This window comes from Saccharothrix sp. CB00851 (assembly GCF_001905065.1).
GTDB lineage: Bacteria > Actinomycetota > Actinomycetes > Mycobacteriales > Pseudonocardiaceae > Actinosynnema.
The window spans coordinates 101,250-126,075 of record NZ_LWLC01000024.1 but is presented as its reverse complement, the minus strand read 5'-3'; the positions used below and the strand labels follow the sequence as shown (position 1 = coordinate 126,075).

Sequence of the window (24,826 nt, the reverse complement as noted above, 5' to 3'; positions counted from 1 at the left end):
TCACTTTCTCGTTGCGGTTCGTGAGGGCAGTGGCCGTGCCCGGCGGGCTTCGTGGCCACGGATTCAGGACAGGTGACGCGTCAGCGGCTCCTGTCGGCACGGAGGGCGGGGCCCAGTACCCGGTCGAGGTCGGTGAGCGCGCGGGACCACACGCCCGGCGACGGCACGTAGTGGTTGTAGTAGCTGGCCCCTTCGGCGGGCGGGCCGAACACGGCGACGGCGGACCGCGGCGCACCGCCGCGCGGGATCACGAAGCCGTCCCGGTCCAGCACCAGGCGCGCGGACCGGTCCGGGCCGGTCTCCGCCCACGACCGCAGCGCCACGCCCACGGGGTCGAGGCGGCCGTCCGGCGACGGCCAGGTCAGGTTGGCGCGCACCACGTGGTCCACCTCGACGGTGCGCGGCTCGGCGAGCCCGGTCGAGCTGAGCGCCCACCGCCCGCCGAGGCGCTCCAACCGGGGCCGCGGACCGGGTCCCAGGGCGACCACACCGGCCTTCACCAGCGCGAACAGCTCCTGGATCCGTTCCTTCTGCGGACCGATCACCACCCGGTTGACCAGCGGCACGTACTCGTCCATGAAGTACCGGTGCGAGTCCTCGGTGAGACCGGGCGGGTCGAGCGCCGCGCGCACGCTCTCCCGGTGGTCGCGCAGCACCTCCAGCGCCTCCTTGACCGGGCTCACGCCCAAGCCCAGTTCGGCCTCCGCCAGGTCGGCCCGCGCGGCGCCCAGCACCGCGTCCCGGTACTCCTCGTAGGTCGCCCACGTCGTCGGCACGGGTGACAGGGCGCGTTCGACCACGGCCACCTGCTCCGGCGTCGCCGAACCCATGCGGCCGACGGCCTCCCGGAGGATCAGCGGCTCCACGTCCCGCCGGAAGTCGAGCAGGCCGCCCGGCACGTGCTCGCGCAGCGCCGCCAACGCCGCCGGCGTGAAGTGCTCGGCGGGTGCGGCCACCCGGTCCTGCCTGGTCCGGGGACGCGCGCGTGGCAGCACCCCGGCCCGACTGGTCAGCACGATCCGCGGTTCCCGACCGGAGGGCCGGTAGCCGTCGCCGTCGAAGGAGCCGCCGCGGCCGACGGTCAGCGCCGCGATGACGTCCATCGCGGTCAGCCCGGTGCCCAGCAGCGCGACCGTCGAACCCTCCGCGACGGTGTCGGTCCGCACGGGCAGCGGGTAAGGCGTCTCCACCAGGTCGCCACCCGTCAACGGGGCGGGGTCGGCCAGCCCGTGACCGGTCGTCACCACGGCCACGTCCACCTGGTGCCGCGAGCCGTCGGCCAGGGTCACCACCGCGCCGTCGCCGTCCGGCCGCACGTCCTGCACCGCCACCGGCAGCTGCCGCACGGTCAGCCGCGGCGGTACGCGGTCGAGCAGGTTCCGCACCGCCCACTGCAGGTACTCGCCGAGCAGCCGACGCGACAGGAACTCGTCGAACCGCACCGGTCCGTGGTGCTCCAGGCACCACTCGTACAGGCTCGGTCCCGGCGTCACCGGCGCACCCGGCGTCATCCGCTCGTCGGAGAAGATGGTCAGCTGCGACGCGATCGTGTTCAGCAGCAGGTAGTCGGGCTGCTTGACGTCGTGCACGCCCAGGCCGAGCTCGCCGGGCTCGATCAGCAGCAACTCCGTCGGCGGCCCGGGTGCGCGGGTGTGGCTGATCACCCGCTCCAGGACCGACAGCCCGCGCGGGCCGACTCCGATGACCGCGATGCGCAGCACGTCGTTCACCACCGCCGCGTCTCGCCGAAGAAGTCCGGCACCTCGATCGCCAACCCCTGGGTTCGGGCGGCGAGCAGCACGTGCTGCCCGACCGCGAGGTCCAGCACGCCGAGACCGAACGGCGACACCAGCACACCGCGCGACGGGTCGGGCAGCGCCCGGCCGCGCACCACGTCGGCGATCGTGCCGGTGACGAAGTCCCGGTTCCCGGTCTCCTGCTCCGCCAGGTGCGGCGAGGTGTTGGCCTTCATGCAGTGCTCGACGTCGTCGAAGTAGTTCTGCGCGCCCAGCACCACCGACGGCGCGAAATCGCGCAGCGAGATGTTCAGCACGACCTGGCCCGGTGCGACCGGGCGCGAGATGTGCGGTGTGGCGGCGGTCGTCGCGGTGACCGCGGTCTGCGCGTCCAGCGCCTCGTCCACGGACGCCACCCGCACCGCGGCGACGCCGAGCTCGTCCTTGGCCAGCGCGACCAGGTTGTCCGCCGACTCGGCGTGCAGGTCGAACACGCTCAACCGGTCGATCCGGTACCCGACCGCGGCCAGGTAGCGCACGATCGTCCGGGCGATCACGCCCGCGCCGATGATGGCCACCTCACCGTTGCCCGGAACGTGCTTCGCCAGCGCACGCGCGGCCACGGCCGCCGATGCCGCCGTGCGGGCCGCGCTGATCGACGCGGCTTCCAGCATCGCCCGCGGGTAGCCGGTGTCGTAGTCGTTGAGGATCAGCACCGCCGACGCGCGCGGCACGTCCTGCCGGACGTTCGCCGGGAAGCTGGAGATCCACTTGATGCCGGCGACCTGCCCCGGCGCGAGGTCGGCGAACGCGGGCAGCGCGATGATCCGCGCGTCCGGTTTCTCCGGGAACCTTAGGAAGTAGCTGTCGGGGTTGATCGTGCGACCGTCGTCGTGACGCAGGTAGGCGTCCTCGACCACGTTCACCACGTCGGGCATCGAGGTGTCGAGGATGTCCTTGACCACCTTGCCCGGGACGACCTCAAACGAGAACATCGCGCTGTCCCTCCTCCAGGGGCCGTTCGGGAGTGAGCGCCCGGCCGAGGCCGTTCTCGATCACCCAGTCGTCGTTGTAGATCGAGTCCAGGTACCGCTCGCCGAGGTCGGGCGAGATCGCCACGACCGTCTCGTCCGGCGAGATCTCGGCGGCCTGGCCGCGGATCGCCGCCAGCACCGTGCCGGTCGAACCGCCCGCGAGCAGACCCGCCGTGCGGGCCAGCCACCGGCACTCGCGCACCGTGTCGTCCTCGGGCACCAGCACGACCTCGTCGGGCGCCTCCGGCGACAGCAGTTCCGGCCGCCTGCTCGTGCCCAGGCCCGGGATCAGCCGGCGCTTGGGCTCCGAGCCGAAGTTCACCGAGCCGACCGTGTCGACCGCGATGATCCGCGTCTTCGGGCTGTGCGTCCGGAAGTAGTCCGTGACGCCCATCAACGTGCCACCCGTGCCGACGCCCACGAACAGGTGGTCCACCCGCTCGAACTCGTCCAGCACGGCGGGCGCGGTCGTCCGCTCGTGCGCCAGCGGGTTGTCCGGGTTGGCGTACTGGTTGACCCAGAACAGGTCGGGTTCTTGTTTGAGCCGCTCGCGGATGTAGTTGATCCGGGAACCGAGGAACCCGCCGTTCTCGTCACGTTCCCGGACCACCACGACCTCGGCGCCCAACGCCCGCATCACCGCGACGGCCGACGCGTTGGAGTTCGGGTCCGTGACGCACGTCAGGCGGTAGCCCTCCGCGGCGCAGATCACGGCCAGCGCGACGCCGAGGTTGCCTGACGTGGACTCGATGATGCGCACTTTGCTCAAGTCCACACCGGACAGTTCCGCGCCCTCCAGGATGCCGCGGGCGGTCTTGAGCTTGATCGAGCCGCCCGTGTTGAGGCCCTCGATCTTGAGGTATAAGCGGTTGAGACCGCCCAACCCGGATATTCGTAAGAAGACGTCATCCCGCACCAAGTCATAGACACGATCTGTGATCAACGCGATCCTCCAATGCGGGTTCACGTCGGGGTGGTCGACGAACGGATGCCTGCTGCCCCAGCGGACGCGGGCTATGCGCCCGATACAGCCACCCACTGCGAGTGCTGGTCGAGCACGACGGGGCCGTACCCCAACTGCCGGATACCGTCGTCACCGTCGGCCGGTTCGGCGGGCCGGTGGTCGTGGATGCCCTGCAGCGGGGTGGTGGTGAAATCGGTGGAGGCCGCGGCCGTCAACGCCGCCGCCAACGCCCGCAGCCCCGGCACGGTGGTCACCACGGGAATGGACAGGTAGGAGGCCGCGGCCCGCACGTGCCGGGCGAGGGGCGTCCGGTCCAGGGTGACGACGAGCACCACCCCGTCGTCCAACCTCCCGCGAACGTCCTCTTCGGACCCTTCGGTCCAGGTGACCGGCTCCAGCCCGCGTTCCCGCAACGAGACGAGCGCGGGCAGCACCTTCGGCGCCTGCGCTTCGGTGAACGAGACGTAGACCTTCCCGTTCTCGGGCAACGCGATCCCGGCCGCCAGCTGCGACTTGGCGTAGGCCATGCCGAAGGACACGTCGATGCCCATGACCTCGCCGGTGGATTTCATCTCGGGGCCGAGCAGTGAGTCGACGCCCTTGCCTTCGGGGGTGCGGAAGCGGTGGAAGGGCAGGACGGCTTCCTTGACCGCGACGGGGGCGTGGGCGGGCAGTTTGGCGCCGTCGCCGGTGTTGGGCAGCAGGCCTTCGGTGCGTAGTTGGGCCACGGTGGCGCCGAGCATGATGCGTGCGGCGGCTTTGGCCAGCGGGACGGCGGTGGCCTTGGAGACGAACGGGACGGTGCGGGAGGCGCGCGGGTTGGCCTCCAGGACGTAGAGCACGTCGTCCTTGAGGGCGTATTGGACGTTGAGCAGGCCGCGCACGCCGATGCCTTGGGCGATGGCCAGGGTGGAGCGGCGGACGGCGTCGATGTCGGATTCGCCGAGCGTGATGGGGGGCAGGGCGCAGGCGGAGTCTCCGGAGTGCACGCCGGCCTCTTCGATGTGCTCCATGACGCCGCCGATGAAGACCTCGTGGCCGTCGTAGAGGGCGTCGACGTCGATCTCGATGGCGTCGTCGAGGAACCGGTCGACCAGGACGGGGTGTTCGGGGCTGACCTCGGTGGCGCGCTGGATGTAGCCCTGCAGGGTGTCCTCGTCGTAGACGATCTCCATGCCGCGTCCGCCCAGTACGTAGGACGGGCGCACGAGCACGGGGTAGCCGATCTCGTCGGCGATGGCCTTGGCCTGCGTGAACGAGGTGGCCATGCCGTACTTCGGGGCGGGCAGCCCGGCGTCGGCGAGGACCTGGCCGAACGCGCCGCGTTCCTCGGCGAGGTGGATGGCGTGCGGCGGGGTGCCCACGATCGGCACCCCGGCGTCGGCGAGCCGCCGCGCCAGGCCGAGCGGGGTCTGGCCGCCGAGTTGGACGATGACGCCGGCGACGGTGCCGGAGGCCTGTTCGGAGTGGAAGACCTCCAGCACGTCCTCGAACGTGAGCGGTTCGAAGTAGAGCCGGTCGGAGGTGTCGTAGTCGGTGGAGACGGTCTCGGGGTTGCAGTTGACCATCACGGTCTCGTACCCGGCCTGCCGTAGTGCCATGGCGGCGTGGACGCAGGAGTAGTCGAACTCGATGCCCTGCCCGATCCGGTTGGGCCCCGACCCCAGGATGAGCACCTTCGGTTTGTCGGTCTGGGCGGTGACCTCGGTCTCGGCGTCGGGGTCCAGCTCGTAGGCCGAGTAGTGGTAGGGGGTGCGGGCGGCGAATTCGGCGGCGCAGGTGTCCACGGTCTTGAACACCGGCCGGACCTTGAGCCGGTGGCGCAGGGCGCGCACGCCGTCCTCGCCGGCCAGCTCGGGGCGCAGCGCGGCGACCTGCCGGTCCGACAGTCCCGCCCGCTTGGCCTTGCGCAGCAGCCGCTCGTCCAGCACCGGCGCGGTCTCGATCTCGCGGCGCAGCTCGACCAGCCACGCGATCTGCTCCAGGAACCACGGATCGATCCGTGAGGCCTCGTGCACCTGCTCGATCGTCGCACCCAGGCGCAGCGCGCGGTCGACGGTGTAGAGACGGCCGTCGTGCCCCTGCCGGAGGGCGTCCAGGGTGGCTTCGAGCGTGTCGTCGGGGTCGGGGGTGGTCCAGAAGCCGCCCGATGTGGTCTCCATCGACCGCAACGCCTTGCCCAGCGCCTCGATGAAGCTGCGCCCGATCGACATCGCCTCGCCCACGGACTTCATGGTGGTGGTCAGGGTGCGGTCGGCGCCGGGGAACTTCTCGAACGCGAACCGCGGCACCTTGACCACGACGTAGTCGAGGGTGGGTTCGAAGCTGGCGGGGGTCTCGCCGGTGATGTCGTTGCGGATCTCGTCGAGGGTGTAGCCGATGGCGAGCTTGGCGGCGATCTTGGCGATGGGGAACCCGGTCGCCTTCGACGCCAACGCCGAGGAGCGGGACACGCGCGGGTTCATCTCGATCACGACCATGCGGCCGTCACGCGGGTTGAACGCGAACTGGATGTTGCAGCCACCCGTGTCCACCCCGACCTCGCGGATGACCTTGATACCCACGTCGCGCATGTGCTGGAACTCGCGGTCCGTGAGCGTCATCGCCGGCGCCACGGTCACCGAGTCGCCGGTGTGCACGCCCATCGGGTCGATGTTCTCGATCGAGCAGACCACGACCACGTTGTCGTTGCGGTCGCGCATCAGCTCCAGCTCGTACTCCTTCCAGCCGAGCACGCTCTCCTCGATCAACACCTCCGTCACCGGCGACTCCGCCAGCCCGGACGCGGCCAGCCGCTCCAGCTCCTCGGGGGTGTGCGCCATACCCGAGCCGAGACCGCCCATGGTGAAGGAGGGGCGGATGACCACGGGCAGGCCGAGTTCGGCGACGGTCGCGCGGACGTCGTCCATGGTCTTGCACACCGCGCTGCGCGGCACGTCCCCGCCGATCCGACGCACCAGGTCCTTGAAGATCTGGCGGTCCTCGCCGCGCTGGATCGCGTCGATGTCCGCGCCGATCAGCTCCACGTCGTACTTCTCCAACACCCCCCGCTCGTGCAACGCGATGGCGGTGTTGAGCGCGGTCTGCCCACCCAGCGTGGCCAGGATCGCGTCCGGACGCTCGGCGGCGATCACCTTCTCCACGAACTCCGGGGTGATCGGCTCGACGTAGGTGGCGTCGGCGAACTCCGGATCGGTCATGATCGTGGCCGGGTTGGAGTTGACCAGCGAGACCCGCAGCCCCTCCTCCCGCAACACCCGACACGCCTGCGTACCGGAGTAGTCGAACTCGCAGGCCTGACCGATGACGATCGGACCCGAGCCGATGACCAGCACGTGCTTGAGATCAGTCCTCTTCGGCATCAGCGACCCTCGCCCATCATCGTCACGAACTCGTCGAACAACGGCGCGGCGTCATGCGGACCCGCCGCCGCCTCCGGGTGGTACTGCACACTGAACGCCGGCACATCAAGAGCCCGCACGCCCTCCACCGTCCCGTCGTTCGGGCAGTAGTGGGACAACAGCACACGACCGAAATCGGAGGAGAACTCCTCACCCGGCTCACCCTCCAACGCGAACCCGTGGTTCTGGGAGGTGATCGCCACCCTCCCCGTGGCCACGTCGATCACCGGGATGTTGATACCCCGATGCCCATACCGCAGCTTGTAGGTGTCACGACCCAACGCCCGACCCAGGATCTGATTACCGAAACAGATCCCGAACAACGGGATCCGCCGGTCCAGCACACCCCGCGTCAACTCCACCGCGTGCGCCTGCGTCGCCGGATCACCCGGCCCGTTCGACAGGAACACACCATCCGGCTTCACCGCCACCAAGTCCTCCACCGTCGAGGACAACGGCAGCACGTGCACCTCGATACCCCGCGCCGCCATCATCCGCGGCGTGTTCGACTTGATACCCAGATCCAACGCGGCCACGGTGAACCGACGCTCACCGACCGCCTCGACCACATAGGGCTCGGGTGTGGTCACGTCACCGGCCAGGTCGGCGCCCTTCATACCGGGGGCGCTGCGGACGCGTGCCAGCATCTCCTCGGCACTGCCCAACTGGTCGCCCGAGAACACCCCGGCACGCATCGCGCCCTGCTCACGCAGGTGACGGGTCAGCATCCGCGTGTCGATACCGGAGATACCCACGACACCCTGACGGACCAACTCGTCGTCCAGGCTGCGCTTGGAACGCCAATTCGACGGCATGCGGGCCGGGTCACGCACCACATACCCGGCCACCCAGATCCGACCCGACTCGTCATCCTCGTCGTTCCACCCGGTGTTGCCGATCTGCGGCGCGGTCTGCACCACGATCTGACGGTGATACGACGGATCGGTCAGGGTCTCCTGATACCCGGTCATCCCGGTGGAGAACACCACCTCACCCAGGCTCGCACCCACCGCGCCGTAGGCCTCACCACGGAACACACGACCGTCTTCCAACACCAATGCCGCGTTCGTCATGAGTCGCCTCCCAGCGCTTGCACCCACTGCTCGTACACGTCCTTGTCGTCGCCCCGGAACCCGGTGTCGAACACCCGGTCGCCGAGGTGCCAGCGCACGACCAGCAGGCCGTCCGCGGTCATCACCTTGCCCGCGAGGCCGCGGGCGGTCCGGGCGCCGTCGACCTGCGCCGTCGGGATCCACAGCGCGCTCGCACCCGTGCGTTCCACGAGCACGCCGTTCTCGGTGAGCTTGAGGGTCGCCTCGGCGCGGTGGCCGATGTCGCCGACCGCGACCCGGTCCTGCCAGTCGTCGCCGATCGTGGTGCCGACGTACACGCCGGTCGTCTCCAGCATCGTCGCGCCGGTCTCGGCGGGCGGCTGCGGGAACTCCGGCAGCACCTCGGCCTGCCGGCGGGCGCGGCGCCGCCAGCCGCGCCACATGCCGTACAGGCACAGCAGGAAGATCGCCAGCACGGCGAGGGACAGCAGTACCCGGGTCATGACCGGATCCTTCCGCCGACCGCCGTCACGCGCCCGCGCAGCAGCGTCGCCACCACCGTGCCGGGCAGTTCCATGCCCTCGAACGGTGTGTTGGCCGCGATGCTGGCGAACTCCGCGCCGCGCACGGTCCAGGTGGTGTCCGGGTCGACCAGGGTGAGGTTCGCGGGCTCGCCGACCTCGATCGGCCGACCGTGGTCGGGCAGGCCCGCGATCTCGGCGGGCCGTTCGCTCATCACCCGCGCCACGCCGCGCCAGTCCAGCAGACCGGTCTTGACCATGGTCTCCACCACGATCGACAGCGCGGTCTGCAGGCCGAGCATGCCGGGCCGGGCGGCGGACCACTCGGTGTCCTTGTCCTGCACGGCGTGCGGCGCGTGATCGGTGGCCACGCAGTCGATGACGCCCTCGGCCAGCGCCTCGCGCAGCTTGGCCGCGTCACCGGCGGTGCGCAGCGGCGGGTTGACCTTGTTGACCGGGTCGTAGGTGGCCAGCCGCTCGTCGGTCAGCAGCAGGTGGTGCGGGGTGACCTCGGCGGAGACCTGCGTGCCGCGGGCCTTGGCCCACTTCAGCACGTCGGCGGTGCCGGTGGTGGAGACGTGGCAGACGTGCAGCCGGGCGCCCGCGTGCAGCGCCAGCAGGCAGTCCCGCGCCACGATCGACTCCTCGGCGGCGGCGGGCCAGCCCTGCAGGCCCAGCCGGGACGCCTGCTCGCCCTCGTGCGCCTGCGCGCCCACGGTCAGCCGGGGCTCCTCCGCGTGCTGCGCGACGACCACGTCCAACGCCTTGCTGTACTCCAGCGCGCGCCGCATGATCAGCGGGTCGTGCACGCAGTGGCCGTCGTCGGAGAACACCCGCACGCCCGCCTTGGCCATGGTGCCCAGCTCGGCGAGCTTCACGCCCTCCAGGCCGACGGTGACCGCGCCGACCGGGTGCACGTCGACCAGGCCGACCTCGCGGCCGCGGCGGGCGACGTGCTGGACGACCACTTCGTTGTCCGCGACCGGGTTGGTGTTGGCCATGGCGAACACCGCCGTGTAGCCGCCCAGCGCGGCGGCGGCCGAGCCGGTGGCGATGGTCTCGGTGTCCTCGCGGCCGGGTTCGCGCAGGTGGGTGTGCAGGTCGACGAAGCCGGGCAGCAGGACCGCGCCGTTGCCGTCGACCGTCTCCGCGTCCTGCTCGGTGACGTCACCGATCGAGGCGATCACGCCGTCGCGGATCAGCACGTCGACCGGTTCACCTTCGCCGTACGGCCTTACGCCCTTGAGGATCAAGGGTTTCACGCGGTTTCCTCCTCGTGGGCAAGCAGGTGGTAGAGGACGGCCATGCGCACGTGCACGCCGTTGCGCACCTGGTCGGTGATGGCGGCGCGGGGCGAGTCGGCGACCGCCGAGGCGATCTCCATGCCGCGCAGCATCGGACCGGGGTGCAGCACGACCGCGTGCTCGGGCAGCAGCTTCAGCCGCCGCTCGCTCAGGCCGTAGGCGATCGAGTACTCGCGGGCCGACGGGAAGAAATGTCCGTTGCCTCCCGCGCCGGCGGGCCCGCTGTACATCCGCTCGGCCTGGACCCTCAGCAGCATCACCGCGTCGAGGCTGGGCAGCTCGGCGTCCAACTCGTGCGAGATGGTGACCGGCCAGCTCTCCACGCCGGTCGGCAGCAGGGTCGGCGGCGCGACCAGCGTCACGTCCGCGCCCAGCGCGGTGAGCAGGTGCACGTTGGACCGGGCGACCCGGCTGTGCAGCACGTCGCCGACGATCGCGATCCGGCGGTCGCGCAGGTCACCGAGGCGTTCCCGCAGGGTGGCCGCGTCGAGCAGGGCCTGGGTGGGGTGCTCGTGCATGCCGTCGCCCGCGTTGACCACCGACGTGCCCGCGGCGCGCAGCCAGCCGGCCAGCCGGTGCGCCGCGCCGGACGCGGGGTGCCGCACGATGACGCAGTCCGCGCCCGCGGCGGCCAGGGTCAGCGCGGTGTCGCGCAGCGACTCGCCCTTGCCCACGCTGGAGCCGGACGACGAGACGTTCACCACGTCCGCGCTCATCCACTTGCCCGCGATCTCGAAGCTGACCCGCGTGCGGGTGGAGGCCTCGTAGAACATCGTGATGACCGTGCGACCGCGCAACGTCGGCAGTTTGCGCACTTCACGGCCTTCGAGGGCCTGCTTGAGGCTCGCCGCGGTGTCCAGGATGGCGGTCGCCTGCGCCGGGTCGATGCCCTCGGTGGTGAGCAGGTGCTTCACCTCAGCACCACCCCGTCGCGCTGGTCGAACTCGTCCAGCAGCACGTGGACCTCCTCGGTGCGGGCCGTGGGCACGTTCTTGCCCACGTAGTCCGCGCGGATCGGCAGCTCGCGGTGGCCCCGGTCGACCAGGACGGCCAACTGCACGGCGCGCGGCCGGCCGTGGTCGCGCAGGGCGTCGAGCGCGGCGCGGATCGTGCGGCCGGAGAACAGCACGTCGTCCACCAGCACCACGAGCTTGTCGTCGATGCCGCCGTCGGGCAGCTTCGTCGCCTCCAGCGGGCGGGTGGGGCCCCGGCGCAGGTCGTCCCGGTAGAGGGTCACGTCCAGCGTGCCGGTCGGCACCTCGACACCCGAGAACTCGGCGATCTTGACGGCCAGGCGGCGGGCCAGCGGCGCACCCCGGGTCGGAATCCCCATCAGGACTACTGCGGGTGCGCTCGGTGCATCAAGAGCGGTCTTCTCGATGATCTGATGGGCCATTCGGGCGACGGTGCGCGCGACGTCGCCGGCCGACAGGAGCTCGCGCTCCCCGGCCGGGTCCGTCGCGCCACGTTGACGTGGCGCCACGGTGGACCTCCTTCCCCGCCTCGCTGGACGGGTCCTTAAAGGACGTCGGACACCCGGCTGCGACCGGGCTGACCAGCACGGTATCAGGCGAGCGCGGTCAATCTTCCGGGTGGTGTGCGTGGTCTCGCCCACCTGTCCCAGCGAGATCAGCTTGACCTGGTGACCACGGAGAGCAATCATTACTCTGCGTATTGATCTAAGCCTCCCCGCGGCAGTCCCCTACCGGCTGACGGGGCGAATGAACGGAGAACCGCCACATGGGCGACTACGCCAAGGCGCTGGGGGCAAAGCTCCGCGCGATCCGCCAGCAGCAGGGCTTGTCTTTGCACGGCGTCGAGCAGAAGTCCGGCGGTCGCTGGAAGGCCGTGGTCGTCGGCTCGTACGAGCGCGGCGACCGCGCCGTGACCGTGCAGAAGCTCGCCGAGCTGGCCGACTTCTACGGCGTCCCGGTGGCCGAGCTGCTGCCGGAGGGTCGGGTGCCGTCCGGGGCGGAGCCCGCCACGAAGATCGTCATCAACCTGGAGCGGCTGCAACAGCTGCCGGCGGAGAAGGTCGGGCCGCTCGCGCGGTACGCGGCGACCATCCAGAGCCAGCGCGGTGACTACAACGGCAAGGTGCTGTCCATCCGGACCGAGGACCTGCGCTCGTTGGCGATCATCTACGACATGACGCCCGGCGAGCTGACCGAGCAGCTCATCGACTGGGGCGTGCTGCCTCCCGAGGCCCGTCCGGCCAAGGAGGACTGAGGCGCGAGGGCCAGGGCCAGCCGGTTCGGACGGGTGGCCCTGGCGCTTCATGCGTTCTTCCGGCTGGTGGGTTGAGTCCGGCTGTGGCGCTGCGGGCGCGATGTGGTGTCACTCGACCGGGCGAAGCATGCAACCTTTGACAACCCAAACCGCATTTCTCACGTTAGCCGGAGAAAACGGCCGGCCCGGCGGCGGGGAGGCGTGGGCAGGTGTTGGCAGGTGTTGTGGTGGGCGGCGTAGGCAGGTGTCGGCGGGCGGCGGTGCGGACCGATGGGGCCCCCACGGTGCGGCCCGGTGAGGCCCAACGTTGCGGGCCCGGTGAGGCCCGGTGATCTCGGCAGGCCACCTGCGCCAGCCCCGCCGGTGGCGCCGTCGGACAGCCCAGGCCAGCCCGAGCGGCGCCGGGCGACCCAGTGGCGTAGGCACCTCAGCGGTGTCGCACAGCCCTCAGCAGCGCCGGGCGGCCCCGGCGGCGTGGGCAGCCCAGCGGTGTCGGGCAGCCCCGGCGGCGTGGGCCGGCCAGGTGGCACAGTCCGGGCCCAGCGGGTGTCGGGCGGGCCCAGCGGGCATCAGGCGGCCCAGCGGGTGTCGGGCGGCCCAGCGGGTGTCGGACAGCCCCGGCGACGTCCGGCGAGTCCAGTGGCATTGGCCAGCCAGGTGGCGTCGAGCCCATTGGCCTCAGCCCAGCCGGGGGCGTCAGGCAGGCCGATGGCGTCGGACAGGCCTTAGTGTCAGCCCCGCCCGGTGGCGTCAGTCCAGCGCAGCGGCGTCGGGCAGTCCCAGTGGTATCAGCCAGCTCAGGGCCGGTGGGCCGTCGGCGCAGGCCGTGGATCCCTTGCGGGTCGCGGCACCGTCGGGCGCCGAGGGGGCGTGTCCTGGGCCAGGTGAGTGGCCTGGTGCGGTGGTGGTCAGAGGACGGCGCGGAGTTGGTCGGCGATGACGGCGATTCGGCCGAGGACGCCGTTGACGAAGCGGGGGGAGTCGTCGGTGGAGAGGCCCTTGGCCAGTTCGACGGCTTCGTCGATGGCGACCGCGTCCGGCACGTCCGAGGCCCACAGCAGCTCGTAGAGGCCGATCCGCAGGACGGCGCGGTCGACTGCGGGCATGCGTTGGAGGGTCCAGCCCTCCGCGTGCTCGGAGATCAGGTCGTCGATCCGTGCGCGGTGGGCGGTGACGCCTTCTACCAGGACGATCGTGTAGTCGTTCACCGGCGGCACGTCGGTCGAGCCGACCCGGTCCGCGAGAAGCGTCACCGGGTCGGCGCCCCGCAGGTCGGCCTCGTAGAGGACGTCGACCGCGCGTTTGCGGGCCTTGCTCCGTGCGCCCATCTCAGCCGTTCACTCGGCCGAGGTAGCGGCCGTCGCGGGTGTCGACCTTGATCTTCTCGCCCGTGGTGACGAACAGCGGGACCTGGATCTCCGCGCCGGTCTCGAGCGTGGCGGGCTTGGTGCCGCCGGTGGAGCGGTCGCCCTGCAGGCCCGGGTCGGTGTGCTGGATCACGAGCTCGACCGAGGTCGGGAGCTCGACGTAGAGCGCGACGCCCTCGTGCATGGCGACGATCGCTTCCTGGTTCTCCAGCATGTAGTTCGCCGCGTCGCCGACCGTCTCGGCCGGGATGCTGATCTGGTCGTAGGTGTCGCCGTCCATGAAGACGAAGTCGGCGCCGTCCTTGTACAGGTAGGTCATGCCGCGCTTGTCGACGGTGGCCGTCTCGACCTTGGTGCCCGCGTTGAAGGTCTTGTCCACGACCTTGCCGGACAGGACGTGCTTCAACGTGGTGCGCACGAAGGCGCCACCCTTGCCCGGCTTCACGTGCTGGAACGCGGTGACGGTCCACAGCTGGCCGTCGAGGTTCAGCACCAGGCCGTTCTTCAGGTCGTTGGTGGTGGCCACGGTGGTGGGCTCTCCTGTTGCGTGATGGGAGGACGACGGCGGCGGGGCCGACGATCCGACTTCAGATGACCACGAGCTCCTTCGTGGTCAGGGTGAGGAGCTCCGGGGCGCCTTCGCGCACCACGAGCGTGTCCTCGATGCGGACACCACCCTTCCCGGCCAGGTACACACCGGGCTCGATGGTGACCGCCATACCGGGCAGAAGTGTACCGTCACCCGCCTTCGCCAGTGCCGGAGCCTCGTGGATCTGCAGGCCGACGCCGTGGCCGAGGCCGTGCACGAACTCGTCGCCGTACCCGGCCTCCTCGATCACGCCGCGCGCCGCCGCATCCACGTCCGCGTACGGCGTGCCGGTCACCAGCGCGGCCCGGCCCGCCGCCTGCGAGGCCGCGACCAGCTGGTACAGCTCCCGCTGCCAGTCCGCGGCCTTGCCGACGACCAGGGTGCGGGTCATGTCGGAGTGGTAGCCGTCGACCAGAGCGCCGAAGTCGAGCTTCACGAAGTCGCCGTCACGCACCAGGGCGTCGGTCGGCCGGTGGTGCGGCACGGCGGAGTTCGCGCCCGTGGCCACGATCGACTCGAACGACGGTCCGGCCGCGCCGTGGTCGAGCATGCGGCTCTCCAGCTCGCGGGCGACCTCCTTCTCGCTGCGGCCCGGCCGCAGGCCGCCGTGCTCGATGAGGCCGGCCAGCGCCCGGTCGGCCGCCGCGCACGCCATCCGCAGCGCCTCGACCTCGGCGTCGTCCTTGACCAGCCGCAGCCGCTCGACCAGGTCGGCGGCGCGCACCAGCTCGGCGCCGTCGGCCGCGTCCGCCAGCGCGTCCAGGCCGTCCACGGTCACGTGTCTGCTCTCGAAGCCGACCCGGCCCGCACCCGCTTTCACCGCGCGCTTCACCAGCGCCACGTCGCACGGCCGGTCGATGACCCGTTCCAGGTCGGGCACCTGGGCGGCGGACTGGGTGAAGTAGCGGCCGTCGGTGCAGAACACGGTGGTCTCGTCGGACTCGGCGTGCACGAGCAGCGCCGCGTTCGACCCGGTGAAGCCGGTCAGGTAGCGGACGTTGAGCAGGTTGGTCACCAGCAGCGCGTCCAGCTCCCGGTCCCGGAGCGTGGCGCGCAGAGCGGCGCGGCGAGTGGAGTGGGGCATGTCAAGGAGACTAGAGCCCGGGGAGACGATTCACGCTTGTCACTCGATTGGGTGAAGTGTGCTGGATCGTGCGATTGGTCGGCCCACGGACGGTGCAGGGCTAGGACGGGTGTTGGGCCGCGCTTATGGTGGGGCGCATGCGCACGTGGCTGGTTCGGGGCTTCTGGCTGGGGTTGTTCCACGGCGGGGTGCAGACCGGCACCTCGGCGGTGAGCGTGCACAGCCCCGAGGCAGCCTCGTCCACCCGGTACATCGCGATCGGGCTGGTCGTCGTCATCGGCGTGCTGTGGGGTGCGCTGGACGCGTGGCGGGGGCTCGAAGGGCGCGGCCTGGTGTGGTTCGCCGCCGGGCTGGTGGCCGGGCCGTTGGCCGGGGTCGCGGGCGTGGTCGGCCGGTCGCTGGTGGACCAGACCGGGTTGGAGGCGCTGGGTGCGGCGCTCACCGGCGGAGCGGCGTTCACCGCGTTGCTGGTCATGGCGACGGCGGCGGTCGGAATGGGCATCGGCAACGTCCTGCCGCAGCCGCAGGGGTCGCGTTAGCCCGCCACGAGCTCGACTTCGAAGCCGTCGGCGTTCTCCAGGTAAGCGGCGTAATGGTCCGGTCCGCCCGCGTGGGGGTACTTCTCCGCGAACAACGGCGACCAGCCGTGGTCGGGCGCGGTGGCGGCCAGTCTGTCGACTTCCGGCCGGTCGGCGACGTGGAACGCCAGGTGGTTCAGGCCCGTGCCGAGCCGGTGGTGCGCGTCCAGCGCGGGCGAGTGCTCGACCACCAGGTAGGTCGGGCCGAGCCGCCAGCTCACCCCCGCCGGCCAGCGCTGGTACTCGACCCAGCCCAGCTCGCCGAGCAGCCAGCCGAAGCTGCGCTCGGCGCGGGCCAGGTCGGGCACCCACAGCTCGACGTGGTGCAGGTGGCCCGCCGTCACAGCAGGACGCTGCCGCCCGACTTCGGCTCGGCGGCGACCGCGGAGTACGCCGCCGCGATGAGGGCCGGGTCCGGGCCCTCCAGCCGACCGGGCTTGGCCAGGCCGTCGAGCACGACGAACCGCAGCACGCCCGAACGGGTCTTCTTGTCCGAGCGCATGCCCTCCAGGAGCTGGCCCAACGCGTCCGGGTCGTAGCCGGTCGGCAGGCCGAGCGCGGACAGGATCGAGCGGTGGCGGTCGGCGGTCGCGTCGTCCAGCCTGCCCGCCAGGCGGGCCAGTTCGGCGGCGAACACCAGGCCGACGCTGACGGCCGCGCCGTGGCGCCAGCGGTAGCGCTCGCGGCGCTCGATGGCGTGTGCCAGGGTGTGGCCGTAGTTCAGGATCTCCCGCAGGTCCGATTCGCGCAGGTCGGTCGAGACCACGTCGGCCTTGACCTGGATCTTGCGCCGGACCAGCTCCTCGATCACGTCGCCGGTCGGGTCCAGCGCGGCCTCCGGGTCGGCCTCGATCAGGTCGAGGATCACCGGGTCGGCGATGAAGCCGCCCTTGACCACCTCGGCCATGCCCGCGACGAGCTCGTTGCGCGGCAGCGTCTCCAGCGTGGCCAGGTCGACCAGGACGGCGTTCGGCTCGTAGAACGTGCCGACCAGGTTCTTGCCCGCGTCGGTGTTGATGCCGGTCTTGCCGCCGACCGCGGCGTCCACCATGGCCAGCAGCGTGGTGGGCACGTGGACCAGCTTCACCCCGCGCATCCACGTGGAGGCGACGAACCCGGCCAGGTCGGTCACCGCGCCGCCGCCGAGGCCGATCACGGCGTCCGTGCGGCCGAGGCCGATGCGCCCGAACACGTCCCAGCAGTACCCGGCGACCCGCAGGTCCTTGCCGTCCTCGGCGTCGGGGACCTCGACGCGGTGCGCGTCGATCCCGGCGGCCTCCAGCTCGCCGCGGACCGCTTCGGCGGTCTCGGCCAGCGTGGGCGTGTGGACGATCGCCGCCTTGGCCGTGCCCTTCAGGGTCTCGACCAGGTCGCCGAGCAGGCCGCGGCCCACCACCACGTCGTACGGTCGTTCCGCGGCCACGCGGATCCGCACCGGCTCGCCCATCACCACTCCCCTCGTCGGGTCACCATTCGACCACGTCCGCTCCGAGCGCCGCGCCGCCCCACACCCCGGCCAGCACCTCGGCCTGGTCGGAGATCGCGCGCCGCGCCGTGCCCCTGCCCTTCGACCAGCCGGTGACCTGGAACGTCACCGTGCGGCCGTGGAACTCGTGGCGCCAGGCGCCCGCGACCCGGCCGTGCAGGACGAGCGCGCCGGGGCTGCCGACGGGCCGCCACACCCGCTTGGCCACGTCCGGGTCGGCGACCAGGTGGCGCGGGCCGAGCAGGTAGGGGTCGCGGGGGAACAGCAGCAGGCCGGCGGGCGGGTCCGGCGCCCCACCGGCGGCGATCAGGTCGAGGTCGTCGTCCAGGGCGAGCAGCCGCTTGCCGTCGACCCGGACCGGGCGCAGGTCGGGCCACGTGTCCGGCGGTCCGGCGCCGAGCCACTTCTCCGCGTCGGCCTTGGCGAACGGGCCGACGAGCCGCGCGTAGTCGCGCAGCAGGGTCGGCTCGCCGGGATCTTCGACGTCGGGTTTCGCGGTGGGGCGGCGGAAGACCAGCTTCGTGCCCAGGTGTTCCAGCTCGATGCCGGCGAGGAGGGTGGCCAGGCGGAACACGTTCTCGATGACGTGCTCGGTCGCGCACCCCGGGCAGTACGGGGTGACCACGGCCGGCAGGTGCGGGCTGATCGCGGCGGACAGCTCGCCCTTGGTGGCCGTGTCGCCGGGGAACTCGCGGTGCAGGAGGTCGACGACCAGGTCGACGTGCTCCGGTTCGGGCGTCGGGTACGCGCCGCACCACGCGGTCAGCTGCCGCGGCGTGCGTGGTCGGAGCTGGCGGCGTAGCGCGGGCAGGTCCTCGCGGCGGTGCAGGTGCGGCGCGCCGCGCAGGCTGAGCACGCGCACCAGGTCCTCGGTCCCCTCACGGCGGCCCCGGACGCCCAACGCCGCCGCGCCCGTCTTCGGCGGGCTGTCCACCACGCCCAGCGGCAGCACCGCGTCGGGGTCGTCGCCGTGCAGACCCTGCACCGCGGCGCGGTGCGCGAGGACGCGGGCCCCGGTGAGGTCCACCCCGATCAGGTCCCCTGCGCCGTTCCCGTCGTGCCGAGCACGGCGTCGACCACCTGGTCCGGCGTGAGGTCGTCGGTGACCACTTCGATCGTGGCGACTTCCCGGTACAGCGGCAGGCGCGCGTCCAGCAGGGACTTGAACGTCGCACGCGGGTTCACGCCCGCCAGCAGCGGCCGGGCGCTGGACATGCCGGTCCGCCGCACGCCTTCGGCCATGCCGACGTTGAGGAACACCACGGTGTGGCCGGCGAGACGCTCGCGGGTGCTCGCGGACATCACCGCGCCGCCACCCAGCGCCAGCACGCCGTCGTGGGTCTTGAGGCCGTCGGCAACGGCTTCCTCCTCCATCGCGCGGAACGCGGGCTCGCCGTCGTCGGTGAAGATGTCGGAGATCGGCTTGCCGGCCCGTGCCACGATGTCGTCGTCGGTGTCGCGGAAGGCGACGCCGAGGCGTTCGGCGAGCAGCGTGCCGACCGTCGTCTTGCCCGCCCCGGGCGGCCCGAGGACGACGAACTTCGGCGTCACAGGCCCTCCCAGCGTGCTTCCAGCGCCTCCAGGTAGGCGGCGACGTTGCGCTTGGTCTCGGCGATCGAGTCGCCGCCGAACTTCTCCAGCGCCGTCTCGGCCAGCACGAGCGCCACCACGGACTCCAGCACCACGCCCGCGCGCGGCACCGCGCACACGTCCGAGCGCTGGTGGATGGCCACCGCGGGCTCCCCGGTCCGGGTATCCACAGTGGACAGAGCACGGGGGACGGTCGAGATCGGCTTCATGGCGACGCGGACGCGCAGCGGCTCGCCGTTGGTGATGCCGCCCTCCAGGCCGCCCGCCCGGTTGGAGCGCCGCGTGACGCCCTTCGGGCCGTCGCCCCGGTCGATCTCGTCGTGCGCCTGGCTGCCCCACCGCTCGGCGGTGGTGAAGCCGTCGCCGATCTCCACACCCTTCATCGCCTGCACGCCCATCAGCGCGCCGGCCAGCCGCGCGTCGAGCCGCCGGTCCCAGTGCACGTGCGAGCCGATGCCCGGCGGCAGGCCGTAGGCGATGACCTCGATCACGCCGCCGACCGTGTCACCGGCCTCCTTGACCGCCTCGACCTCGGCGACCATCGCCTCCGTGCCGCGCGCGTCGAACGCGCGGACCGGGCTCGCGTCCACGGCGGCCAGGTCGTCCGGACCGGGCACGGGCGCGTCGGCGGACGTCTTGGCCTTGCCGATCGAGACGACGTGGCTGATCACGTCCACGTCGAAGACCTGCTTGAGGAAGTGGCGGGCGACCGTGCCGAGCGCGGTGCGGGCGGCGGTCTCCCGGGCGCTGGCGCGTTCCAGCACGGGGCGTGCCTCGTCGAAGCCGAACTTCTGCATGCCGGGCAGGTCGGCGTGGCCGGGCCGCGGCCTGGTCAGCGCCTCGTTGCGGCCGGTCGGCTTGAGCTCGGACGGGTCGACGGGGTCGGCGGACATCACCTTCTCCCACTTGGGCCACTCGGTGTTCCCGATCCGGACCGCGATCGGGCCGCCCTGGGTGAGCCCGTGCCGGACACCACCGAGGATCTCGACCTCGTCGGCCTCGAAGCCCATCCGCGGGCTGCGGCCGAAGCCGAGCCGGCGGCGCTCCAGTTGAGCGGTCAGGTCGGCAGTGGTGACCTCGACCCCGGCGACCATGCCTTCCAGCACGGCGACGAGGGCAGGTCCGTGGGACTCCCCAGCGGTGATCCAGCGCAGCACGCGCGAATCATAGTGCCGTGACGCACCGCCACCGGCGTCGGTGGCCCGGGCGGTGGGTCCGGGGCTTCGGGCCGGACTCCAGGCGCGGCTTCGGACGGGGAAGGTGACATCGGTCAGTCGGCAGGAGGCCTCCGGAGTCGTCGTTGCAGGTGGTTGTCCCGCGCGGGCACTCGACCGGACGCGGTCCGGGTGGCCGCCGATCTCGAAGAGAGCCGCGGGACCGTAGTAGTCGCGGCACCGGGAGGTGGCGGCACGAGAGAGTCGGGAGCGCACCCGTGGCCGCGCAGTCGGGCGGTGATCAGGTCAGGAAGCCGGTGCGCGCGAAGCGGCCGAGGTGGTTGACGTCGAACCGGTCCCGCGCCGCTCCTGAAGTGAACCATCCCTTCATGTTGTATGGTGAACCACCTGTTCATCTTCACCGCGAAGCGTGAAGGGCGGGACCGGGCGTGACCGGACAGGGACCGCGTCGCGCGGACGCCACCCGCAATCGGGCCGCCATCCTCGACGCCGCCCGAACGCTGGTCGCCGCGCACGGCACGGACGTCGGCATGGACCGGATCGCGGCGACGGCGGGTGTCGCGGTCGGCACCCTCTACCGCCACTTCCCCACCAAGCACGACCTGGTCGCCGCCATCGTGGCCGACCTGGGCGTGATGATCGGCGAGGCGCTCGGCTCCGCACTGGCCAGGATCGAGGACGGCCGAACCACCGCCCGGGACGAGATCGTCGCGCTACTGCACCGGGTCGTGGTGACGATGGGGCGGGAACGCCTGCTCCGCGACGCCGTCGCGAACGTCGGCCGTGAGTCGTTGCGCCCCGTCCTGGACCACGTGGCGGACTCGCTGGCCGAGCTGGTCGCCGCCGCGCACCGGGACCACGGACTGCGCCCGGACGTCACGGTGGACGACATCACCCTGCTGCTGGCCACCTCACCCGGCGCGGACGTGCCCGAACCCGCACGGCTGCGCTGGGTCGAACTGGCCCGCCGAGCACTCGTCCCCGACGACGGGACCGGCCAGGACTGACCCCGGCCGGGCGGCCGGTCACCCGCCGGACACGGTCAGCACCCACGTGGCCGCCAGCAGCCCAGGTCCGTGCGGGACGGCGTGGTCCGGCCACCACGCGCTCAGCACGAGCGTGACCAGGCTCGCCAAGACCGCCGCCACGGGTAACGCGAACCACGACGCGGAAGCCAGCACCGCGCCCAGCGGTCCGGCCAGCTTCACGTCTCCCCCGCCCATCGCCGACGGCGCGAGCAGGCGCACCAGCAGGTGGAAACCGCCGAACAGCAGGCAACCGGCCAGCGCACGCCACAGATCGGCACCGCACCACCACAGAGCCACGCCGACCACCGGGTACGCGGGCAACGTCAACGCGTCCGGCAGGCGGCGGTGGCGCACGTCGGTCACGGTCAGCAGCACGCCCAGCCACGCCAACAACAGCGGCACGGGCAGCCACGGCGGTGGGGCCAAGGCCCAGGCCACGAACCACAACACCGCCGTCGGCACGGCGCACCACAACCAGCACACGTCCGCCCCGCGAGGCAGGCGGCGCAACAACCCGGCGCCGAGGGCACCGGCCAGGAATCCCGAGATGACCATGGGACCAGCGTCGACCCGGGATCGCCGGGGGCGCAACGAGAAGTGCGGGTGAATGGTCCATTCACCCGCACTCGCCCGTCCACGGAAGCCCGAAACCAACCCGGAAATCGGACCGGACATCAGACGCCCGGGACTCGGAAGACCAGGGCTCGGAAGACCGGGGCTCGGAAGACCGGGGATCAGCGCTGCCAGGAGAACAGCGCGTCACCCGCCGCCACCGGACCACCGGCCTGGTCCAGCACCACCTCCGGCGCCGCGTCCAACGCGATCACCGGGCAGATCGGCGCGAACCCCGCCGCCTCCACCTCGGCCGGGTCCCACGTCACCACGGGCTGCCCCGCGCGCACCGCCTCACCCTTGACCACGTGCAACGTGAAGCCCTCGCCCTTGCGCTTCACCGTGTCGATCCCGAGGTGCACCAACACCGCCGCGCCCTCCGAAGTGGCCACGACGAACGCGTGCGGGTGCAGCGTCACCACGGTCCCGTCCACCGGGGACACCACGTCCGCCCGGCCGCGATCCGGCTCGACCGCCACGCCCGGACCCACCATGGCCTGCGCGAACACCGGGTCCGGCACCTCGGTCAGCGGCACCACGCGACCGCTGACCGGGCTGGCCACGCGCAGCGTCACAGGAGGTCCTCGATCTCGCTGGCGATCGTGTCGGCCTCCGGCCCCACGACCACCTGGACGACGTTGCCCGAACGCATCACGCCGTGCGCGCCCAGGCCCTTCAAAGCCTTCTCGTCCACCAGGGAACCGTCTTCCAGCTCACAGCGCAGGCGCGTGATGCACGGCTCGATCTCCACGATGTTGTCCGCACCGCCGAGCGCGGCGAGGATCCGCTCCGCCTTGTCGTCCGCCACTTGAAGTCCTCTCTCGACACCTGGCCTGAGGGTGCCACCGCTCGGGCACGGTCCCGTAACGGCGGTTGACACCCGGTTGACGCGCGGAGCATCCTCCCCGCACCAACTGGTCTAGACCGGAAAGTACCAATCCCGGTGTGGACGCGCGAGCACCGGGGAGGTGTCATGAGCCGCAACGAGATCGTCGACGGGCCGAAGCCCAAGCACGCCCAGCTCCGGGACATCCTGCGGCGCATGGCCGAGCAGGAGCTGCCACCGGGCTCGCCGATCCCGTCCGAACGCGACCTCGCCCAGCAGTACGGTGTGTCCCGCATCACAGTACGCGCCGCCGTCGGCCAGCTCGTCGCCGAGGGCCTGCTGACCAGGGCGAAGGGCCGGGGCACGTTCACCGCCCGGCGACGCATGGACGTCCAGCTCTACCTGGAGTCGTTCACCGACGACATGCGCCGGCGCGGGCTCACCCCCGCGACCGAGGTGGTGGCGTGCGCCGAGGAGGTGCCGCCACCCGAGGCGGCCACCGCGCTCGGCCTGCTGCCGCACGAACCGGCGTGCCGACTGGTCCGCGTGCGACTCGCGGACGGCGTGCCACTGGCCGTCGAACGGGGCTGGTACAGCCCGCGGGTCGTGCCCGACCTCGACCGGCACGACCTCAGCACCTCGCTCTACACCCTCATCGCCGACACCTACGGGGTCCAGCTCGACCACGCCGCGCAGACGGTGTGGGCCGAGGGCGCCGACCCCCACACCGCGAAGCTGCTGGGCATCAGGCCCGGTGGCGCGCTGCTCGTCTTCCGCCGGGTCTCCAGCTCACGAGGCAGGCCCGTCGAGGACATGACGTCCTGGTACCGGGGCGATCTCTACCAGGTGACCATGCAATTGGACCGGACCGACCCGGAATCCGGCCCACACCACTCCGCCAAGGGAGGTACCCCATGAGCGCCAGCGCCCCACAGGCGACCGGCGGTCGTGAGATCAAGGGTCTGGCCGGCCTGCAGCGATTCGGCCGCAGCCTCATGCTGCCGATCGCCGCGCTGCCCGTTGCCGCGCTCCTGCTGCGACTCGGCCAGGACGACATCCTCGGCAAGGACTGGCTGGGCTGGAACGCGGTGGCCGGCGTCATCGGCGGCGCGGGCAACGCCCTGTTCGCCAACCTGCCGCTGCTGTTCGCCGTCGGTGTGGCCATCGGCTTCGCCCGGCGCGGTGACGGTTCCACCGCGCTGGCCGCCGTGGTCGGCTTCGTGGTGACCGAGGCCGTGTTCAAGGCGATGTCGCCGCTCGTGCTGCCGCTGCCGGAGGACGCCGCCGCGGACGCCAAGCAGGAGCTGATCAACTACTCGGTGCTGACGGGCATCGTGGTCGGTCTGATCACCGCGGTGCTGTGGCAGAGGTACCACCGCATCAAGCTGCCCGCGTATCTGGCCTTCTTCGGCGGACGGCGGTTCGTGCCGATCCTGGTCGCGGGCGTGATGATCCCGGTCGCGGTGGTCATGGGCCTGCTCTACCCGTGGTTCGACCAGGGTCTGACCGCGGTCGGCGAGGCGATCTCCAACAGCACGATCATCGGCGCCGGCATCTACGGCACGATCAACCGCCTGCTGCTCCCGCTGGGCCTGCACCACATCCCGAACACGTTCATGTGGCAGGTCTTCGGCGAGTACGAGGGCAAGACCGGCGACATCCAGCGGTTCTTCGCGGGCGACCCGTCCGCGGGCACGTTCATGACCGGCTTCTTCCCGATCTTCATGTTCGCGCTGCCGGCGGCGGCGCTGGCCATCGTGCACACCGCGCGGCCGGCGCAGAAGAAGGTCATCGCGGGCATCATGGGCTCGGCGGCGCTGACCTCGTTCATCACGGGTGTGACCGAACCGCTCGAGTTCGCGTTCATGTTCGTGGCGTGGCCGCTGTACGTGATCCACGCGGTGCTCACCGGCACGTCGCTGGCCATCAGCAACGCGTTGGACATCCACAGCGGGTTCGGGTTCTCCGCGGGCGCCATCGACTACGCCCTCAACTTCAACATCTCCACCAAGCCCCTGCTGATCCTCGTGCTGGGCGCGATCTACGCGGTCATCTACTACTTCCTGTTCCGCTTCGTCATCACGAAGTGGAACCTGAGGACGCCGGGCCGCAGCGAGGACGAGGATCCGGAAGCCGACCCGAGCGTGGTCGAGGGCACCGACCGCGGCGACCGGGCGGGCAAGGGCGGCAAGGTCGACAAGGAAGGCCGGTCGGACGCCACCGCGTCCTGACGGCGAGTCGGAGGAACGA

The 24,826-nt window shown here is 71.5% G+C and carries 25 protein-coding genes; 5 read left to right on the top strand and 20 right to left on the bottom strand.

Annotated features, from left to right (window positions below; genetic code table 11):
• Nucleotides 1-80 precede the first annotated feature (80 nt).
• From A6A25_RS24075 to pyrR, 9 genes are all read right to left on the bottom strand, one after another.
• Complete coding sequence (locus A6A25_RS24075; protein WP_158073802.1) at nucleotides 81-1,721, bottom strand: FAD/NAD(P)-binding protein; 1,641 nt, start codon at nucleotides 1,719-1,721, stop codon at nucleotides 81-83.
• A gap of 5 nt (nucleotides 1,722-1,726) precedes the next feature.
• A complete protein-coding gene (gene sbnB, locus A6A25_RS24070; RefSeq protein WP_073893468.1) occupies nucleotides 1,727-2,731 on the bottom strand; it encodes a 2,3-diaminopropionate biosynthesis protein SbnB in 1,005 nt (334 codons plus the stop codon).
• A complete protein-coding gene (gene sbnA / locus A6A25_RS24065; protein ID WP_083668625.1) occupies nucleotides 2,718-3,686 on the bottom strand; it encodes a 2,3-diaminopropionate biosynthesis protein SbnA in 969 nt (322 codons plus the stop codon). Before sbnA ends, sbnB begins: the two co-directional genes overlap by 14 nt.
• A 98-nt stretch (nucleotides 3,687-3,784) precedes the next feature.
• Complete coding sequence (carB, locus tag A6A25_RS24060; RefSeq protein ID WP_083668611.1) at nucleotides 3,785-7,096, bottom strand: carbamoyl-phosphate synthase large subunit; 3,312 nt, start codon at nucleotides 7,094-7,096, stop codon at nucleotides 3,785-3,787.
• Nucleotides 7,096-8,208 (bottom strand): glutamine-hydrolyzing carbamoyl-phosphate synthase small subunit, encoded by a 1,113-nt coding sequence (gene carA / locus A6A25_RS24055; RefSeq protein WP_073893465.1) that lies wholly within the window; start codon nucleotides 8,206-8,208, stop codon nucleotides 7,096-7,098. The genes carB and carA overlap by 1 nt, the downstream gene beginning before the upstream one ends.
• Nucleotides 8,205-8,690 carry a PH-like domain-containing protein gene (locus tag A6A25_RS24050; protein WP_073893464.1) on the bottom strand — a complete coding sequence of 162 codons (486 nt, stop codon included), beginning with the start codon at nucleotides 8,688-8,690 and terminating at the stop codon, nucleotides 8,205-8,207. Before A6A25_RS24050 ends, carA begins: the two co-directional genes overlap by 4 nt.
• Complete coding sequence (locus tag A6A25_RS24045) at nucleotides 8,687-9,970, bottom strand: dihydroorotase (protein WP_073893462.1); 1,284 nt, start codon at nucleotides 9,968-9,970, stop codon at nucleotides 8,687-8,689. The genes A6A25_RS24050 and A6A25_RS24045 overlap by 4 nt, the downstream gene beginning before the upstream one ends.
• Nucleotides 9,967-10,926: an aspartate carbamoyltransferase catalytic subunit gene (locus tag A6A25_RS24040; protein ID WP_073893461.1), complete on the bottom strand. Its 960-nt coding sequence runs from the start codon at nucleotides 10,924-10,926 to the stop codon at nucleotides 9,967-9,969. The genes A6A25_RS24045 and A6A25_RS24040 overlap by 4 nt, the downstream gene beginning before the upstream one ends.
• Nucleotides 10,923-11,495, bottom strand: coding sequence for a bifunctional pyr operon transcriptional regulator/uracil phosphoribosyltransferase PyrR (gene pyrR, locus A6A25_RS24035; protein ID WP_073893459.1), 573 nt, complete (start codon nucleotides 11,493-11,495; stop codon nucleotides 10,923-10,925). Before pyrR ends, A6A25_RS24040 begins: the two co-directional genes overlap by 4 nt.
• A 257-nt stretch (nucleotides 11,496-11,752) precedes the next feature.
• Here pyrR and bldD point away from each other — a divergent pair, with 257 nt between their 5' ends.
• Entirely contained in the window at nucleotides 11,753-12,241 is a 489-nt protein-coding gene (gene bldD, locus A6A25_RS24030) for a transcriptional regulator BldD (RefSeq protein WP_015103676.1), read from the top strand.
• A gap of 908 nt (nucleotides 12,242-13,149) precedes the next feature.
• On the opposite strand, the gene nusB is transcribed toward bldD, so the two are convergent.
• The 3 genes from nusB to A6A25_RS24015 form a co-directional block, all read right to left on the bottom strand.
• Nucleotides 13,150-13,569, bottom strand: a complete 420-nt coding sequence (nusB, locus tag A6A25_RS24025) for a transcription antitermination factor NusB (RefSeq protein ID WP_073893458.1) — start codon at nucleotides 13,567-13,569, stop codon at nucleotides 13,150-13,152.
• Between the two features lies 1 nt (nucleotide 13,570).
• Nucleotides 13,571-14,134: an elongation factor P gene (efp, locus tag A6A25_RS24020; protein ID WP_073893456.1), complete on the bottom strand. Its 564-nt coding sequence runs from the start codon at nucleotides 14,132-14,134 to the stop codon at nucleotides 13,571-13,573.
• A gap of 61 nt (nucleotides 14,135-14,195) precedes the next feature.
• The gene (locus tag A6A25_RS24015; protein WP_073893454.1) at nucleotides 14,196-15,281 is read right to left on the bottom strand and encodes a M24 family metallopeptidase; all 1,086 of its coding nucleotides are present in this window, start codon (nucleotides 15,279-15,281) and stop codon (nucleotides 14,196-14,198) included.
• Nucleotides 15,282-15,418: 137 nt separating this feature from the next.
• Between A6A25_RS24015 and A6A25_RS24010 the strand changes: the two genes are divergently transcribed.
• The gene (locus A6A25_RS24010; protein ID WP_073893452.1) at nucleotides 15,419-15,820 is read left to right on the top strand and encodes a hypothetical protein; all 402 of its coding nucleotides are present in this window, start codon (nucleotides 15,419-15,421) and stop codon (nucleotides 15,818-15,820) included.
• Here A6A25_RS24010 and A6A25_RS24005 read toward each other — a convergent pair.
• From A6A25_RS24005 to aroC, 5 genes are read right to left on the bottom strand one after another with little or no spacing between them, the layout of a single operon-like run.
• A complete protein-coding gene (locus tag A6A25_RS24005; RefSeq protein WP_073893451.1) occupies nucleotides 15,817-16,203 on the bottom strand; it encodes a VOC family protein in 387 nt (128 codons plus the stop codon). The two genes, A6A25_RS24010 and A6A25_RS24005, sit on opposite strands and share 4 nt — an antisense overlap.
• On the bottom strand, nucleotides 16,200-17,306 hold the full coding sequence (gene aroB, locus A6A25_RS24000; RefSeq protein WP_073893562.1) for a 3-dehydroquinate synthase: 1,107 nt from the start codon (nucleotides 17,304-17,306) through the stop codon (nucleotides 16,200-16,202). The genes A6A25_RS24005 and aroB overlap by 4 nt, the downstream gene beginning before the upstream one ends.
• A gap of 19 nt (nucleotides 17,307-17,325) precedes the next feature.
• Nucleotides 17,326-18,372 carry a DNA glycosylase AlkZ-like family protein gene (locus A6A25_RS23995; protein WP_073893449.1) on the bottom strand — a complete coding sequence of 349 codons (1,047 nt, stop codon included), beginning with the start codon at nucleotides 18,370-18,372 and terminating at the stop codon, nucleotides 17,326-17,328.
• A gap of 5 nt (nucleotides 18,373-18,377) precedes the next feature.
• Complete coding sequence (locus A6A25_RS23990) at nucleotides 18,378-18,896, bottom strand: shikimate kinase (RefSeq protein WP_073893448.1); 519 nt, start codon at nucleotides 18,894-18,896, stop codon at nucleotides 18,378-18,380.
• Nucleotides 18,893-20,092, bottom strand: a complete 1,200-nt coding sequence (gene aroC, locus A6A25_RS23985; protein ID WP_073893446.1) for a chorismate synthase — start codon at nucleotides 20,090-20,092, stop codon at nucleotides 18,893-18,895. Before aroC ends, A6A25_RS23990 begins: the two co-directional genes overlap by 4 nt.
• A 446-nt stretch (nucleotides 20,093-20,538) precedes the next feature.
• Here aroC and A6A25_RS23980 point away from each other — a divergent pair, with 446 nt between their 5' ends.
• Nucleotides 20,539-21,117, top strand: a complete 579-nt coding sequence (locus A6A25_RS23980) for a TetR/AcrR family transcriptional regulator (protein ID WP_073893445.1) — start codon at nucleotides 20,539-20,541, stop codon at nucleotides 21,115-21,117.
• A gap of 18 nt (nucleotides 21,118-21,135) precedes the next feature.
• Here A6A25_RS23980 and A6A25_RS23975 read toward each other — a convergent pair whose 3' ends face one another.
• From A6A25_RS23975 to A6A25_RS23965, 3 genes are all read right to left on the bottom strand, one after another.
• The gene (locus A6A25_RS23975) at nucleotides 21,136-21,693 is read right to left on the bottom strand and encodes a prepilin peptidase (RefSeq protein WP_073893443.1); all 558 of its coding nucleotides are present in this window, start codon (nucleotides 21,691-21,693) and stop codon (nucleotides 21,136-21,138) included.
• A gap of 179 nt (nucleotides 21,694-21,872) precedes the next feature.
• Nucleotides 21,873-22,325 (bottom strand): PTS sugar transporter subunit IIA, encoded by a 453-nt coding sequence (locus A6A25_RS23970; protein ID WP_073893442.1) that lies wholly within the window; start codon nucleotides 22,323-22,325, stop codon nucleotides 21,873-21,875.
• Entirely contained in the window at nucleotides 22,322-22,558 is a 237-nt protein-coding gene (locus tag A6A25_RS23965; protein WP_073893440.1) for a glucose PTS transporter subunit EIIB, read from the bottom strand. Before A6A25_RS23965 ends, A6A25_RS23970 begins: the two co-directional genes overlap by 4 nt.
• Before the next feature lie 165 nt (nucleotides 22,559-22,723).
• Here A6A25_RS23965 and A6A25_RS23960 point away from each other — a divergent pair, with 165 nt between their 5' ends.
• Both A6A25_RS23960 and A6A25_RS23955 read left to right on the top strand, forming a co-directional pair.
• Nucleotides 22,724-23,494, top strand: coding sequence for a GntR family transcriptional regulator (locus tag A6A25_RS23960; RefSeq protein WP_073893439.1), 771 nt, complete (start codon nucleotides 22,724-22,726; stop codon nucleotides 23,492-23,494).
• Nucleotides 23,491-24,807 carry a PTS transporter subunit EIIC gene (locus A6A25_RS23955; RefSeq protein ID WP_083668610.1) on the top strand — a complete coding sequence of 439 codons (1,317 nt, stop codon included), beginning with the start codon at nucleotides 23,491-23,493 and terminating at the stop codon, nucleotides 24,805-24,807. The genes A6A25_RS23960 and A6A25_RS23955 overlap by 4 nt, the downstream gene beginning before the upstream one ends.
• Nucleotides 24,808-24,826: the final 19 nt, after the last annotated feature.

Excerpts from the sequence above, each read along its gene's own strand:
- A6A25_RS24015 (WP_073893454.1), bottom strand. The coding sequence starts at position 15,281 with ATGCCCCACTCCACTCGCCGCGCCGCTCTGCGCGCCACGCTCCGGGAC.
- A6A25_RS23960 (WP_073893439.1), top strand. The coding sequence starts at position 22,724 with ATGAGCCGCAACGAGATCGTCGACGGGCCGAAGCCCAAGCACGCCCAG.
- sbnB (WP_073893468.1), bottom strand. The coding sequence starts at position 2,731 with ATGTTCTCGTTTGAGGTCGTCCCGGGCAAGGTGGTCAAGGACATCCTC.
- A6A25_RS23955 (WP_083668610.1), top strand. The coding sequence starts at position 23,491 with ATGAGCGCCAGCGCCCCACAGGCGACCGGCGGTCGTGAGATCAAGGGT.
- carA (WP_073893465.1), bottom strand. The coding sequence starts at position 8,208 with ATGACGAACGCGGCATTGGTGTTGGAAGACGGTCGTGTGTTCCGTGGT.
- A6A25_RS24010 (WP_073893452.1), top strand. The coding sequence starts at position 15,419 with ATGCGCACGTGGCTGGTTCGGGGCTTCTGGCTGGGGTTGTTCCACGGC.
- nusB (WP_073893458.1), bottom strand. The coding sequence starts at position 13,569 with ATGGGCGCACGGAGCAAGGCCCGCAAACGCGCGGTCGACGTCCTCTAC.
- carB (WP_083668611.1), bottom strand. The coding sequence starts at position 7,096 with ATGCCGAAGAGGACTGATCTCAAGCACGTGCTGGTCATCGGCTCGGGT.
- A6A25_RS23975 (WP_073893443.1), bottom strand. The coding sequence starts at position 21,693 with ATGGTCATCTCGGGATTCCTGGCCGGTGCCCTCGGCGCCGGGTTGTTG.
- A6A25_RS24050 (WP_073893464.1), bottom strand. The coding sequence starts at position 8,690 with ATGACCCGGGTACTGCTGTCCCTCGCCGTGCTGGCGATCTTCCTGCTG.
- aroB (WP_073893562.1), bottom strand. The coding sequence starts at position 17,306 with ATGGGCGAGCCGGTGCGGATCCGCGTGGCCGCGGAACGACCGTACGAC.
- bldD (WP_015103676.1), top strand. The coding sequence starts at position 11,753 with ATGGGCGACTACGCCAAGGCGCTGGGGGCAAAGCTCCGCGCGATCCGC.